The 14,897-nt window shown below is 46.0% G+C and carries 12 protein-coding genes; all 12 read left to right on the top strand.

From position 1 onward, the window contains the following. The first annotated feature begins 8 nt into the window (after window positions 1-8). Window positions 9-1,160 carry an HlyD family secretion protein gene (locus MKJ04_RS14170; RefSeq protein WP_241642302.1) on the top strand — a complete coding sequence of 384 codons (1,152 nt, stop codon included), beginning with the start codon at window positions 9-11 and terminating at the stop codon, window positions 1,158-1,160. Continuing rightward, a complete protein-coding gene (locus MKJ04_RS14165; protein ID WP_241642301.1) occupies window positions 1,160-2,749 on the top strand; it encodes an MFS transporter in 1,590 nt (529 codons plus the stop codon). Before MKJ04_RS14170 ends, MKJ04_RS14165 begins: the two co-directional genes overlap by 1 nt. Window positions 2,750-3,559: 810 nt before the next feature. Then, window positions 3,560-3,934, top strand: a complete 375-nt coding sequence (locus MKJ04_RS14160) for a MarR family winged helix-turn-helix transcriptional regulator (protein WP_241642300.1) — start codon at window positions 3,560-3,562, stop codon at window positions 3,932-3,934. 44 nt (window positions 3,935-3,978) lie between these two features. Beyond that, window positions 3,979-5,295, top strand: coding sequence for a TolC family protein (locus tag MKJ04_RS14155; RefSeq protein WP_241642299.1), 1,317 nt, complete (start codon window positions 3,979-3,981; stop codon window positions 5,293-5,295). Between the two features lie 19 nt (window positions 5,296-5,314). After that, window positions 5,315-6,391 carry an HlyD family secretion protein gene (locus tag MKJ04_RS14150; protein WP_241642298.1) on the top strand — a complete coding sequence of 359 codons (1,077 nt, stop codon included), beginning with the start codon at window positions 5,315-5,317 and terminating at the stop codon, window positions 6,389-6,391. A gap of 1 nt (window position 6,392) precedes the next feature. Continuing rightward, on the top strand, window positions 6,393-7,970 hold the full coding sequence (locus MKJ04_RS14145; RefSeq protein WP_241642297.1) for a hypothetical protein: 1,578 nt from the start codon (window positions 6,393-6,395) through the stop codon (window positions 7,968-7,970). A gap of 579 nt (window positions 7,971-8,549) precedes the next feature. Beyond that, entirely contained in the window at window positions 8,550-8,930 is a 381-nt protein-coding gene (locus MKJ04_RS14140) for a hypothetical protein (RefSeq protein WP_241642296.1), read from the top strand. Between the two features lie 433 nt (window positions 8,931-9,363). Next, window positions 9,364-9,954 carry a TetR/AcrR family transcriptional regulator gene (locus tag MKJ04_RS14135; protein WP_241642295.1) on the top strand — a complete coding sequence of 197 codons (591 nt, stop codon included), beginning with the start codon at window positions 9,364-9,366 and terminating at the stop codon, window positions 9,952-9,954. Between the two features lie 241 nt (window positions 9,955-10,195). After that, window positions 10,196-11,437: a serine palmitoyltransferase gene (gene spt, locus MKJ04_RS14130; protein ID WP_241642294.1), complete on the top strand. Its 1,242-nt coding sequence runs from the start codon at window positions 10,196-10,198 to the stop codon at window positions 11,435-11,437. Beyond that, a complete protein-coding gene (locus MKJ04_RS14125) occupies window positions 11,415-12,536 on the top strand; it encodes a hypothetical protein (RefSeq protein ID WP_241642293.1) in 1,122 nt (373 codons plus the stop codon). Before spt ends, MKJ04_RS14125 begins: the two co-directional genes overlap by 23 nt. Then, the gene (locus MKJ04_RS14120) at window positions 12,533-13,525 is read left to right on the top strand and encodes an NAD-dependent epimerase/dehydratase family protein (RefSeq protein ID WP_241642292.1); all 993 of its coding nucleotides are present in this window, start codon (window positions 12,533-12,535) and stop codon (window positions 13,523-13,525) included. The genes MKJ04_RS14125 and MKJ04_RS14120 overlap by 4 nt, the downstream gene beginning before the upstream one ends. Before the next feature lie 40 nt (window positions 13,526-13,565). Continuing rightward, entirely contained in the window at window positions 13,566-14,894 is a 1,329-nt protein-coding gene (locus MKJ04_RS14115; RefSeq protein WP_241642291.1) for an inositol-3-phosphate synthase, read from the top strand. Window positions 14,895-14,897: the final 3 nt, after the last annotated feature.

Raw genomic sequence — 14,897 nt, 5'->3', positions numbered from 1 at the left:
TCAAGAAAATGCAGCGTAACATGCAAAATACAGAAAAACAAGTCGAGGTTTCAACTAAAACAGCGCATGAAACCGCGCAAGGGAAGCATAGTAAACATGCTTCAAAAAAGAAAGATAGAAAGTTGAATAGGATCAAAACAACCGTTATTAATTTAGTTGTTTTAACAGTTGCTGCGGGGGGCTTTTATTGGCTGATACAAAATTATTTTCATCTTAACGAAGACAATTTCACGAATTCGGCGCAGGTCGAAGAATTTATAAACCCTGTCAATACAAGAGTATCAGGTTACATCAAAGAAATTCAGTACAACGAACACCAAGGGGTAAAGAAGGGTGATACGCTTGTTGTGTTGGATGACCGTGAGCTTCGCACACAAGTTGCCCAAGCGGAAGCAGCTTATCAAAATGCCCTTGCTGCAAGAGAAGTGACTTTGTCAAGCATAAATACAGTTTCCAACAATATTAACGTAGCAGAAGCCAATATATCCGGGGCTAAAGCAAGGTTGTGGAACGCAGAGCAAAACCTGAAGCGTTATAAAAACCTTTTAGCCGATGAGGCAGTGACAAGGCAACAGTACGACCAGGTGAAAACAGAGTACGATGCAACCAAGGCTGCCTATGAAACCTTGGTAAGCCAAAAGCACAGCGCAACTTTTGCTACCAGTGAAACCAAAAGCCGGCTTAGTGTAAACGATGCAGAAATAAAAAGAACTGCTGCTATGCTAGAAATGGCGAAGATCAATCTTTCTTATGCTGTGATTACGGCCCCTTACGATGGCATCATGGGAAGAAGGTTAATTAACGAAGGTCAATTGGTGCAACCCGGCCAGCAATTAGGAACAATAGTGCTGGACGGTCAGAAATGGATAACCGCTAATTTTCTCGAAAACCAAATGTCAAAAGTGAAGCTGGGCAAGAAAATGAACATTACAGTTGACGCATTGAATGGCCAGCAATTCACAGGTGTGGTTACAGCCATCTCGGCAGCAACCGGCGCAAAATACTCCAATATACCGGTAGACAATTCCAGCGGAAACTTTGTAAAGGTGCAACAAAGGATACCTGTAAGAATTGAGTTTGATTCCGACACCAAGCAAGAGGATTTGCAGCAGCTTCGGGCAGGTATGAACGTAAGCGTAACCCTGAAAAGCACGAAATGATGTCTGATTACAACAGGGGGTTATTCAAAGATTGGGTTCCAAAACCGTTGCAGTTGCTGCTGATCATTGTTTTTACGGTAATCAACATATCCATTGGCAGTGTCTACACTGGCAACATTGCCATGATGACCGGCGATTTAGGAACAATGCCTGAATATTTGGTTTGGGCAAACTATGCGGCTGCCATAGGGTTAGCCGCAGCATTAACCCTTTTTTTGAGGGTAAAAATGCGCTTCCGTGTTAAGGAAACTTTAGTCGTGTCCTATTCCATAGTCGCTGTTTTCTCTTACATAATTGCCACAACCAATGTTCCTGAAGTGATTGTAGCTGCTTCTTTTATCATTGGGTTCTTTAAGATTTTCCCAATCATGGAGTTTATGCTGCCGCTTATGGCTATCATTAGTGGCGAAGGGAGCAAGGGAAAGTTTTACGCTGTTTTTTATCCATTTGCCATCATATTAGGAAACGTATCAGGCTACTATATTATAAAACTTGCTTATCAGACAACTTGGCAATACCCGCATTACCTAACTTTGGCTATCTGCTTGTTGCTGGTCATGTTAAGTGTCGTTTTTATACACGAGAAACGTTTTTCCCGGAAGCTGCCTTTTTCTCAAGTAGATTGGTTAAGCATTTTGCTGTTCTCTGTATCGATGATGTGTCTAGCCTATTTCTTTTCTTTCGGCAAAACACTTAACTGGTTTCAGTCAGAATCAATAAGATTTTCATTTTGGGGTATGTTAGTCAGTTTTGCTGTGATGACATTGCGACAACTAAATCTAAAAAGACCTTACGCCTCATTTGAGATCTTTACAAAGAGCAATGTGTTGAATGTATTACTGCTGCTGGCGTTTACTGCCGTTTTTCTTGGAACAGGTTCTATCCAAAGTATTTATACCTCAGGTGTCTTAGGATATGATGCGATAACAAACGCTTCTTTGAATCTAATGATGATCCCGGGCGTATTGATTGGCGGTATAGTTTCCTATCCCTGGTATAAAAGCGAAAGATCCACGAAAATGCTTATCTTTTCAGGGTTTGCAGCCTTTTTCCTCTATTCTGTCATGATGTATTTTATGATGGTTCCGGAAATGAATTATGGGAACTGGTTTCTGCCCATGATGCTGAAAGGCTATGGGATGGCAGTACTTTTTATAGCTGTTTGGTTCTATACTTTAGATAAGCTGCCTATGGAACAGCTCCTGCAGTCAATTGGCTTGGTCATGACTTTCAGGAGTGTTATCACTACTGCGTTATTTACTTCTTTATATTCTTGGCTTCAATATAAGTTTCAATGGGACAGCGTAAACAATCTTGCTGTATATTTTGATGGAAACCTTCTATCACTTCAAAATGCTTTGGGTGGCTATAAAAACCTTCAGGTGAATGCAGTTCTTGCGGCAAATAAAAAAGTATTTGGATTGGTGAGTTTAGCCGGGTTAGGAATAATGGTTTTTGTTTTACAGCACCACTTTGAAAAGCTAAGGTTTACGTCTTTACGTGTGCTAAGGGCAAAGCTATATGGTAAGCGAGGGAAAAGAAAGATGTTGGATAAGCCGGGAATGGCAGCCACAGTAACAAAGTATTAGCATTGACAGCCTTGTTTTTCAATTGGAGTCCGGTGTTTTCGCTGAGTTCCTTTTTTAAAAATTAAGCGTGTTCAACTTATAGAAAAATCATGTTCTAAAAGTCAGCTTAATACAATATTGCTACCAAGCATATCGCTACCTTACATCCCTACTATGTGTAGAGTCTGCATTAATGTCTCTACACATATTATGATATATGCCTCAACCAGAGAACTGCTGCAACTCAAAAAGTAGTCAATACATTTTTTGAAAAGAACAGTCTAGTCCTGATAAACATAATTTAGGACGGGTCAAAGTGTTTATAAGCGGACTAGTAGGGTGGTAGGCTACTGAAATAATATTTATGGAGACCAATCTTGATAAGTGAAATCAAAAGAAGAGTTTAAGAACTAGAGTAAAAAGGGGAAGTAATAGCGGTAAATATCTTTTTTGTTACTTTTATGTTACTCTGGAAACAAAAAACCCGCTTATTTATCCAAATAAGCGGGTTTTTAAGCTTTATTGTGTAGACCAAAGGATGGAATTATCGATCATTTCCACAGGGATTTTGACTCTTTAGAAGAGTATCTCCATTAATGGTTCTATAAGTGTTGCTCTTGGCATCAACCTCCACTTCAACATACCTCTTTGCCAGATTCATGCACTAGATATATTTTACTTAAAAAGAACAATTTTTAAAATTAGTTTGTTGTTTAACTATTAAACCTATAACTTTGCAACCTAAATTAGAAAATGACCCAGACTCCAACCGTAAATTTCGCAAACTTTCTCCACGAGTTATCCAAGGTGACCTCGGCTATGAAGGGGTTTATGCGTCAAAAATTTAAGGAGCACGACGTCAATATTACCTTTGAGATGCTGCAGGTGCTCCGATTTCTGTGGGGAAAAGATGGCGTAAACCAGCAGGAAATAGCGGATGCCATCCTGAAAGATAAAGCCAGTCTAACCTATTTATTAGATAATTTGGTGCGCCGGAAACTGGTGCAGCGGACTGAAGACAGCCAGGATCGTCGTAATAAAATCATTACCCTGACAGATGAAGGTCAGGAGATGAAGGACCTGATCATGCCCTGGATTACAGAAATGTTTGAGATCGCCGGCCGGAATATACCAAGTGAGTTAATCGGTAGTGGGCTGATTCTTTTTGAGGCGATCTATCTGAATTTCGAGCAACAGAACAAATAAAATTTTTTGATCTATTAGTTAAATATTTAACTGTTTAGTACTTTATGAATTATAAATCTTTCGCTCTGAGCCTTATACTTTCTATTCTTGCCTCCGGCTCTTTTGCCCAGCAGCAGGAACCGAAGGTATATACTATAGAGGAGCTGTTTACACTGGCTGAAGAGAACAGCCAGCAGCTGCAGGTCTCGCGGGCAGGTATAGAAATAGCGGACCAGCGCCGGGAAGTAGCCAAAACTCAAAAAAGGCCAAGCCTGAGCGCTAACTTAACCGGCAGCTACATTGGTAACGCCCGCATCCTGGATACAAAACTAAACGAAGTAGCCAGCGTGGATATGCCCCATTTTGGTAACTCATTTGCCGTGCAGGCCAGCCAGGTTATTTTCAAGGGAGGTGCTATTAACAAGGGTATAGAGGCAGCCGCGCTCAACCAGCAGGTGGCCCAGCTTACTTTTGAGAAGAACCGGGCCGATATAAAACTGCTGCTGGTGGGCCGCTATGCCGATATGTACCGCCTGCTGAACCAACGGGAAACCTACGAGCGCAACATTGACCTGGCAAAGCTGCGCCTTCAGAATATCCAGAACCTGTACAAAGAAGGCATGCTGACCCGCAACGACGTGATACGAAGCGAGCTGCAGATCACGAACCTGAACATGGCGCTGCAGGAGGTAAACAACAACCTAACGATTGCCAACCAGCAGTTAGGTCAGATTGTGGGGGTGCCGGCTAGCACATTCATTGTCCCTGATTCTTCCTTTATACAAACCCTGCCGCAGGTGCAGAACTATGACACGTACCTGGCCCAGGCCCTCAACGACTTCCCGGATATAAAAGCAGGACAGGTAAACACTGAAATTGCCCAAAAGAACCTGGAGATAGCAAAAGCCGACAGACTGCCAACGATAAGCCTGCAGGCCGGAAACTCTACAATAAGGCCGATAACCAGTTCAAATCCAGTGATGGACATGTACTCGCAGGGCTGGAATGCCGGTGTGGGTATAAATTTCAATATTTCATCGCTTTATAACGCCAAGCATACCATTGGGGTGGCCAAGGCCCAGGAGGTGCAGCAGCAGGAACTCCTGACGCTGCAACGCCAGAACCTCGAAAATGAAGTGAACAGTGCCTTTATAAAGCACAACGAGGCCAGAGAGCGAAGCAAGAGCTTTGAGCATGGCGTACGCCTGGCCAACGAAAACTACCGCATCGTGGAAAAAAAATACCTGGCCAACCTGGCCCTACTTGCAGACATGCTGGATGCCACCAATGCCAAGCTGGATGCGGAACTGCAGAAGGCCAATGCTGATGCCAACATCATTTATACTTATTACCAATTAGAAAGATTAGCCGGAAACCTTTAATAGAAATTACAGATCACATATGTCACAAGATACAAACGCACACGCGACGCATACAAAGCCCAAAAAACGTAAAACCGGGCAAATTATACTTAATCTTTTACTGCTGGTGGCCATCGCAGGTGGGCTGATCTGGGTAGCCGGTTTATACTTTGATTTCAGCAAGAACGAGGTGACTAACGATGCCCAGGTAGAGCAATTCATTAACCCGATCAACGCCCGGGTGGGTGGCTACATTGATGAGATACGCTTTACAGAGCATCAGTCGGTTAAGAAGGGCGATACGCTGGTGGTCATCAACGACAATGAAATCCGCATCCAGCTGGCACAGGCTGAAGCCGCGTTGCTTGATGCCCAGGCTAATAAAAACGTGACCAGCTCAAGTGTAAACACCGTGAGCAACAACATTGCGGTATCGGAAGCCAACATTGCCGAAGCAAGAGCTCGGCTCTGGAACGTGGAGCAGAACTATAAACGCTACGAAAGCCTGCTAAAAGACGAAGCCGTGACACGCCAGCAATACGAGCAGATGAAAACGGAATACGATGCTGCTAAGGCCCGTTTGGCTGCGCTGGAGCGCCAAAAGCAGACCACGCAGCTTTCGACCAAAGAAGTTAGCTCCAGGCTGGCGGTAAACGATGCCAACATCAAGCGTGCCGAAGCTGCCCTGGACATGGCAAAACTGAACCTAAAGTACACGGTGATTACTGCGCCCTATGATGGGGTGATGGGACGTCGCACGATGCAGGAAGGCCAGTTGATACAGCCGGGCCAGGCACTGGCCAGCATTGTACGCAGCGATCAGGTGTGGGTAGTAGCCAATTACAAGGAGACACAGACAGGGAATTTGTCTATCGGCCAGCCCATTGAGATTACCGTGGATGCCATAGAAGGCAAAGTTTATAAAGGGAAGATAACTGCCATATCAGAGGCCACAGGTGCCAAATACTCGGCTGTTCCGGTAGATAACTCCACTGGTAACTTCGTGAAAGTGCAGCAACGCATCCCGGTGCGCATCGAGTTTACAGAAGCGAATAGTAAAGACGATCTGGAGAAGCTGCGGGCAGGTATGAACGTAGAGGTGAAAGCAATTTTATAAGATGTCAGAAGTACGCAAAGGACTTTTTAACGATTGGGTACCAAAGCCGGTGGGGCTGCTGGTGATCCTGGTGCTCACGATTACAGCGCTTACCTCCAACGGCCTCTATACCGCCAACATCAACGACATGGTCAGCGGACTTGGCTCGATGACCGAGTATATGATGATGGCCAACTATGCTTCTGCTATAGGTATGATGGTGGTCTTCCCGTTTCTGATTAAGATCAAGAGCTTTTTAAAAGGGCGCACCATTCTGTTGATTACATTAAGCGGCATGCTGCTGCTGTCGGTGGTCTGCGCCCTGACGACTTCTCCGGTGGTGCTTATAGTTAGCAACCTGGTGATGGGCTCCCTGAAGATGTTCACGTTGATGGAGGTGATCATCCCGATCATGATGATGATCAGCCCGGATGGTAACCGTGGGCGTTTCTATGCGGTTTTCTACCCAATAAGCATTGTCCTGGGGCAATTGGGAGCCTATTTCTCAGCGGAACTGTCTTATACCTTTGGCTGGGAGTATGCTTATTATTTTATGATGCCGGGGCTGCTGGTTAGTTTGCTGCTGGTGGTCATCTGCTACCACAACGACCGGACAATGCCCTATGCTCCCTTAAAAGGATTGGATCTGCTAAGCTTCTTTTTGGTGACGACATCGCTGATGCTGCTAAACTATGTGCTGGTCTTTGCGAGGGTGGAAGATTACTTCAGTTCGGTTTATATACAAGGCGCTACCATCGGTTTTGTGATTACGTTGCTGCTCTTCGTAAGACGGCAATTCACTGTTGAACAGCCTTACCTGGACCTGCGCATGCTTAAGATCCGGAATGTATGGGCCAGTCTTGTGATGGTCTTTCTGACGGGGCTGTTCCTGGCGGCAGGTTCTATTCAAAGTGCACTCACTTCAGGTATACTCAAGTATAGTGCCCAAACTAATGCTATACTTAACCTCTGGATGATACCAGGTGTGGTAGTTGGAGGCCTGCTGCTTTTTTTCTGGAACAAGTACGAACACAACCATAAAGGTTTAATCCTGATTGGGTTTGGGGCCTTTATCTTGGGGTATTTGATGCTCTATACCAAAGTAAACCCGGGCGCAGGCATGCATGACTTTTACATGGCATCAGCTCTCAGGGGCTTTGGCATGGTGGTGCTGTTTGCGGGGCTGGGGGTTTATAACGCAGTTGGGTTGCAGATGATGGAGATGCTTTCTTCGGCCGCCGTACTGGTGGTAGTCCGCTCCTTTCTGGGGCCTGCCTTTTTCTCGGCACTCATTTCCTATGGCATGTACCAGGGGCAGGTAGAGAACCTGCAGCAGCTTGCCCAGCACATGGACGTAACCAATACTGCCGTCATGGCGCGTGCCGCTACTTCGGGTGGTTCATTGGGTCTCTACGGTGCAGTGATGCCACAGGCCGTGCTGGTCACGGCTCAGGAGATGCTGGGCTATGTGGTCATGGCAGGCTTATGGATCATGCTGGCGGTATTGCTTTTCCGGTTTGGCAAAATGAACCGCCGCCGACTAGTCAACTGGCGTAAGAAGTGGCGCAGCATTGTAGGGGTACCTGCTGTTACAGGCTAAGCAAGTATAAGTTTTGCTGTAATAAGGAAGCGCTGATAGCCCGCGACGATGTGCTTAAGGTGAAGCCGCCATATACGAAACTGGGGATAACAAGCCAATGCCCGAAAATGGACGCCAACTGACCTTGCAGGATTTCTGCCAGTACATGGGTATTTCGTTCGAGCCACTTAGTGGTACGGGTATCGCTCTTGTGACTGGTAAAATATAGGTTACAGCCTATATGTAGTTAACAAGCCAATAAAGAAAGAATTAGTTTTAAAGTATTATGCGTCACTCGAATTTATCAAGAACACCAGAGGGCATTTATCACATTCTAAAACCCGAATGGCACCTCTCACAGGACTTTAGGCACGCACGCAATAGCACGTTAAGGGAGCTCCCTATAACAATTCAGGATGTAAACTGGCTACTGAATACGGTGGAATGGCGGTATAACGTGGAAATGGAGGAGGTGGATATCTCACTTAATCTGACCGTGTCGGATCTTATACACCTGATTCTGAAGCACATTAAGAGAAGAGCTGCCTAGATAATGGGTAAGCGCCTCATTAGTAATCCAATAATTTAAATCGAATAGAAATGAATACAAAACCAATAGTAAATAACTTTCTAAATTCCAAGGAGAAGAAACTTGCCTTTTTCCAGAATCTTGTACTAATAGCCGTCGCTGATAAGTATGTAGATGATGCGGAAAGCGATTTCTTATTGACGGTAGGAGAACAACTAGGGCTGACACAGGAGGACACCCTTCCTATTGCTGAAAACTTATCCTCCCTTGCTTTCATCGTTCCAGAACTAGGGCTGCATAAACATCTCGAGCTCCAGGCCCTCATCATGATGGTCCTGCAGGATGGCAAAGTGGAAGAAAGGGAGTATAAGTTATGCCTGGAGTATACCAGAAGCATTGGTTATACGCAGGAAATTCTGGATAACTTGATCAGGCGGCTAACTGTGGGCTAATAAACTTTAGAAGGTGAGCGATTTGACGTGGAAGGTGCCTATAACACACGGTATCAATTGGTGAATAAACGAATTGATAGGGCGCATATCAAGGGTACGGGCGAGCGCCTCACATAACCTGGCAAATACGCTATCTTGTATTCCGGCGCTGAGGTTGGGAAGGAATATAGCAGATACATTACTTACTTGCAGAAGCTGCATTACCTGACGGGGGAGGTTGAATATCTTGAGTTGGAGGAACTACAAGGCCTCAGCGGCCTAAAGACAATCAGAGTAGAAGTTCATTTGGGTGAGAGCTCCAACTGATGAGTCCGTGAAATACTTATTATAAGAAGATATAATGTAGTATACTTCACAAATACCCTTTAATAATAGTTGGAGTGTTAATTTTTTGCTTACCTTTGGACCATAAAACGAATTTAGTCTATACAGTTTGAGCGGAAAAGATGAAAGCATAAAGGCCGAAATCCTGGCTGAGGCTAAGAAGCTTTTCATCCATTATGGATGGGGTAAAACCACGATGGAGGATATTGCTAAAGCGGCAGGAAAGGGTAAAAGTACGCTCTACTACTACTATAAGAGCAAAGATGAAATCTTTGACGAAGTAGTAACCAACGAGATGGACGAAATGTTTCGAGCCCTGCAAGAGGAAGTGGGAAGGGTGCACACTGCTGAAGAGAAGCTAATAGTTTTCGGCCTTACTAATTTTAAGCTGTTGCAGAATAGAACGATCCTCGGGAAAATAGTGCTCCGCGAAATCTCGGCTAATATACCAAGGTTAGTAGGCTTGAGCCGACAATATCAAAGAAAGGAGATTAACACAGTGCGCAATATCCTTATTTTAGGACTTGAGAAAGGAGAATTTGCCGGTTATACAGTGGATGACGTTGATGCTATTGCCTTTTCGATGACCTGTGCCTTGCGTGGTTTGAAGGTTGGGTTAATTATAGAAGACAGGTATGCAGACTTAGAAAGCAGAATAGATATTCTAACTAATCTTTTGTTGAGAGGACTCAAAGCCTAATTTTTTTCTGCTTTTTTAGACCAAAATACACTTTTAGTTTAAAAGATTGAAGAAATGCTTTGTTATTCGTGTGTATGATAATGGGTAGCCAAATCACTATAAGTTCTTTTAGTTACAAACTATAAAGCGAGTTCAGAACTTGTTTTTTACTTTAAGGCAAGGTTTTAAGGCCATCAACTCAGATTTACCCACATTGCTATATAGAAAGAATATTATTTTAAATAAGTTAAGTATTACACAGATGGGCAAAATACTTCGTGAGAAAATCCTCGCCCGCGAGAAAAGTGCTGCTTACCATGCAGCAGAAAGGGCGATGGCGCAGGGGGCCTATCCTTATTTCAGATCAATAGAGTCTGCGCAGGATACGGAAGTGGTTATAAATGGCAAGAAGGTGTTGATGTTTGGGTCAAATGCCTATCTGGGACTCACCAATCACCCGAAAGTAAAAGAAGCCGCATTAAAAGCCATCGAGATGTATGGTACCGGGTGCGCGGGCTCTCGTTTCCTGAACGGAAACCTGGATATTCACCTGGAACTGGAGAACCGGTTAGCCGCGTACGTGGGCAAAGATGCAGCCCTTGTCTTTAGCACTGGTTTTCAGGTTAACCTGGGGGTTATCTCCAGCCTCACGGGCCGCAATGATTATATCTTACTGGACGAGTATAACCACGCCTCCATTATCGATGGCAGCAGGCTTTCATTTTCGAAAGTGCTCAAGTACAAGCACAACGACATGCAGGATCTGGAGCAGAAGCTGAGCCGGTTGCCATCAGACGCTATTAAACTGATCGTGGTGGACGGGGTATTCAGCATGGAAGGCGATATTGTAAAACTTCCTGAACTCGTGGCACTTGCCGAGCGCTATGGAGGCAGCATCATGGTAGACGACGCACACGGATTAGGTGTGATCGGGGAAAGAGGGGCTGGCACCGCCTCCCACTTTGGCCTGACGGATCAAGTCGATCTGATCATGGGAACCTTCAGCAAATCCCTAGCTTCCTTAGGTGGCTTCATTGCCAGCGATTTTGACACAATCCAGTACCTGAAGCACCATGCCCGCTCACTGATTTTCAGCGCCAGTATGTCGCCGGCTTCGGTGGCCAGTACACTGGCAGCATTGGACATCATTCAAACCGAGCCGGAGCGCCGGCTGCAACTTTGGTCAAATACAAACTATGCCATACAACTACTAACAGCCGCCGGACTGGAGCTGGGGCCAACGGAAACGCCCATCATCCCAATCTATGTGCGCGACAACGACCATACTTTCCAGGTAACAAAAGTGCTGCAGGACAACGGCATTTTTGTAAACCCGGTGGTAGCGCCTGCCGTGCCTGCCGATTCGACCTTGCTGCGGCTTTCCATCATGGCGACACATACCTTTAGCCAGATCGAGGAAGCCGTAACAAAAATAGCGGAAGCATTTAAGCTTCTTGGCATTAACTCCCGAAATGCATCCTATGAAGAAAGTGCTGCCTGTTGAGACAAAACAACAGCTGAAAGCCTTTATAGACTTTCCTCATGCCTTGTATAAAGACGATCCGCACTATGTGCCCGAGCTTTATATCGCGCAGAAGGATCTGTTAACTCCAGGCAAACACCCGTTTCACGAGCATTCGGTGCTGCAGCTATACCTGGCTTACCAGGGAAATAAAATAGTAGGTCGGGTTGCGGCTATACTTAACAACAACCACAATGCCTTCAACAATACTCAGGATGGTTTCTTTGGTTTTTTTGATTGCGTGGATGATGGCGAGGTAGCAGCCATGCTGTTCAGTGAAGTGCAGCAGTGGCTGTATGCAAAAGGGGCTAAAACGGTGATTGGGCCTGTTAACTTCTCGACCAATGAAACCTGTGGTTTGCTAGTGGAAGGCTTCGACAGCTCGCCGATGGCGATGATGCCCTATAACTATAAGTATTATATCCAATTGCTGGAGAAGATGGGCCTTCAGAAAAAGGTAGACCTGCTGGCTTACCAGTTCCTGGCCCAGAACTACAACGATAAGCCGTATCGCCTGTCAAAAGTTATCCGGAAGCGGCTCGAACAGAAAGATATCATTATCAGGCCGATCAACCTGAAGAACTATAAACAAGAAGCAGCCAGCCTGCGTGAGATCTATAATTCTGCCTGGGATAAAAATCTTGGCTTTGTGCCGATGACTCCCAAGGAATTTGATTACCTGGCCAAGGACCTGAAGCTGGTGGTAGATCCGGATTTCTGCCTTATAGCCGAGCATAAGGGCAAAATGATCGGGTTTTCTCTGGCTATACCAGACATTAACCAGGTACTCAAGAAGATCAGAAAGGGTCGGTTATTACCAACCGGCATTTTCAAGTTGCTGCTGCTGCGCAAAAAGATAAATGCTGTACGCATCATTGCTCTGGGCGTGGTGGAAGGCTACCGAAAAATGGGTATCGAAGCAGTGTTTTATGGCACGGCCATGCAAAAATACCGCGAGAAAAACATGAAAATGGCAGAAGCTTCCTGGATACTGGAAAACAACGTGATGATGAACCAAGGCCTGCTGAACATGGATGCCAAACCATACAAAAGGTACAGGATTTACGAGAAGGCACTATGAAGGAACGGGTACTGATAACAGGGGCAAGCGGGTTTGTAGGCTATCATCTGGTGGAAGCTGCGGTGCAGGCAGGGCTGGAGGTATACGCCGCCGTGCGTCCTTCCAGTGAGGTAGCCCATCTGGTGTCTTTCGATATTAAGTATACCGCGCTCGACTTTAACGATATAGGCGCTTTAGTCAGGGAACTGGAAGAGAAGCAGTACCACTACATCATTCATGCTGCGGGCATAACCAAAGCCAAAACAGCGCAGGAATACAACAAAGTAAACGCTACCTATACCCAGAATTTGGCCTTGGCGGCTACAAAAGCAAATATCCGGCTGAAGAAGTTTGTGTTCATCAGCAGCCTGGCAGCACTGGGACCGGTGAGTTATACGGACGCCAAGCCAATCTGTGAGCAAAGCAGGGCACAGCCGGTAACGGCTTATGGCAGGAGCAAACTACTGGCAGAACAATACCTGTCGGAGTTAAAAAGCCTGCCACTGGCTATCCTTCGCCCCACAGCGGTGTACGGCCCCCGGGAAAAAGATATTTTCATCATCCTGAAGACCCTGAACCTGGGGGTAGAACCTTACATCAGCCGTAAGCCGCAGTGGCTAAGCTTTGTGTATGTAAAAGACCTGGCAAAGGCGGTGATGCTGGCATTGGAGGCAAGTATAAATCACGCCAGCTACAATGTTTCGGATGGCAACAGCTACGACCGTTATGCCCTGGCAAGTATAACAAAGCGTGTACTCGGGAAAAAGTCGGTCAGGTTTCATATTCCAATCGGTATGATGACTGTAGTGGCCAGCCTGCTGGAAGCAGCTTATACGGCCAGCAGTAAAACACCTGCGCTCAACAAAGAAAAGCTGAATGAACTGACTGCTGAAAACTGGAACTGCAGCATCAATAAGATTAAAAATGACTTGGGCTTTGTACCGGAATATGACCTGGAGCATGGCCTGGCGCTGACCTTAAAATGGTACAAAGAACATAATTGGCTTTAAGTTTAAAAATATAAAACAGTTTTAGATACAAGTAAATAAAATGGAATATCAAGTAAAACCAGCCGAAGGGCGTTTAGGTATCCTGCTACCGGGTTTAGGGGCAGTTGCTACCACGTTTATAGCAGGTGTGGAGGCTATCCGTAGAGGGTTCTCCCAGCCAATTGGTTCACTGTCGCAGATGGGCAACATCCGTCTGGGCAAGCGTACAGAAAACCGCAACCCGCTGATCAAGGATTTTGTGCCGCTGGCAAACCTGAACGATATCGTTTTTGGTGGCTGGGACGTGTATGAAGACAATGTGTTTGAAGCCGCTGCAAACGCCAAGGTGCTGGAACCGATGCTGCTGCATTCCATCAAGCCGGAGCTGGAAGCTATAAAGCCGATGAAAGCGGTTTTCGATAAATCCTATGCCCGCAACCTAGATGGTACTAACGTGAAATTAGCAGCAACCAAGTATGAACTGGCCGAAGCGCTGATGGAAGACATGCGCAACTTCAAGGAAGTGAACGGTTGCGACCGCCTGGTGATCGTGTGGTGCGGATCTACGGAAGTATATACGGAAATAAGCGATGTGCACAGAACCGTAGCTGCATTTGAAGAGGGCCTTCGCAACAATGATCCACGCATTGCGCCTAGCATGATTTATGCCTATGCTGCTGTGAAACTGGGTGTACCTTTCGCCAATGGTGCGCCGAACCTGACAGTTGACATACCCGCTATCGTAGAGCTTGCCAAAGAGAACGGCGTAGCCATTTCCGGTAAAGACTTCAAAACAGGCCAGACGCTGATGAAAACCATCGTGGCTCCAGGCCTCCAAGCGCGTGCGCTGGGCATCAACGGCTGGTTCTCGTCCAACATCCTGGGCAACCGCGACGGCCTGGTCCTCGACGATCCGGATAACTTTAAAACCAAGGAAGTTTCCAAACTGGGGGTACTGGAAGATATCCTGCACCCAGACGACAACCCGGAGCTTTACGGTGATCTCTACCACAAAGTACGCATCAACTATTACCCTCCTCACGGTGACAACAAAGAGAGCTGGGACAACATCGACATCTTCGGCTGGCTCGGTTACAAGATGCAGATCAAGATCAACTTCCTGTGCCGTGATTCTATTCTGGCAGCACCAATCGTGCTGGACCTGGCCCTGTTTACTGACCTGGCACAGCGTGCCGGCATGAGCGGAATCCAGGAGTGGCTGTCGTTCTACTACAAGTCGCCACAAACGGCAGAAGGCCTTCGTCCGGAGCATGACATCTTTAAGCAGCTGATTAAACTGCAGAACACGCTTCGCCACATGATGGGAGAGGACCTGATTACGCACCTGGGCCTTGACTACTACGAAGACTTTGTAGAGGAAGAGCTTTAACAG

This window comes from Pontibacter sp. E15-1 (assembly GCF_022601975.1).
Classification (GTDB): domain Bacteria; phylum Bacteroidota; class Bacteroidia; order Cytophagales; family Hymenobacteraceae; genus Pontibacter.
This window is presented reverse-complemented; position numbering and strand designations above follow the sequence as displayed.

Excerpts from the sequence above, each read along its gene's own strand:
- MKJ04_RS14155 (WP_241642299.1), top strand. The coding sequence starts at position 3,979 with ATGAATTATAAATCTTTCGCTCTGAGCCTTATACTTTCTATTCTTGCC.
- MKJ04_RS14170 (WP_241642302.1), top strand. The coding sequence starts at position 9 with ATGCAGCGTAACATGCAAAATACAGAAAAACAAGTCGAGGTTTCAACT.
- MKJ04_RS14115 (WP_241642291.1), top strand. The coding sequence starts at position 13,566 with ATGGAATATCAAGTAAAACCAGCCGAAGGGCGTTTAGGTATCCTGCTA.
- MKJ04_RS14160 (WP_241642300.1), top strand. The coding sequence starts at position 3,560 with ATGCGTCAAAAATTTAAGGAGCACGACGTCAATATTACCTTTGAGATG.
- MKJ04_RS14140 (WP_241642296.1), top strand. The coding sequence starts at position 8,550 with ATGAATACAAAACCAATAGTAAATAACTTTCTAAATTCCAAGGAGAAG.
- MKJ04_RS14150 (WP_241642298.1), top strand. The coding sequence starts at position 5,315 with ATGTCACAAGATACAAACGCACACGCGACGCATACAAAGCCCAAAAAA.
- MKJ04_RS14165 (WP_241642301.1), top strand. The coding sequence starts at position 1,160 with ATGTCTGATTACAACAGGGGGTTATTCAAAGATTGGGTTCCAAAACCG.
- MKJ04_RS14125 (WP_241642293.1), top strand. The coding sequence starts at position 11,415 with ATGAAGAAAGTGCTGCCTGTTGAGACAAAACAACAGCTGAAAGCCTTT.
- spt (WP_241642294.1), top strand. The coding sequence starts at position 10,196 with ATGGGCAAAATACTTCGTGAGAAAATCCTCGCCCGCGAGAAAAGTGCT.
- MKJ04_RS14120 (WP_241642292.1), top strand. The coding sequence starts at position 12,533 with ATGAAGGAACGGGTACTGATAACAGGGGCAAGCGGGTTTGTAGGCTAT.
- MKJ04_RS14145 (WP_241642297.1), top strand. The coding sequence starts at position 6,393 with ATGTCAGAAGTACGCAAAGGACTTTTTAACGATTGGGTACCAAAGCCG.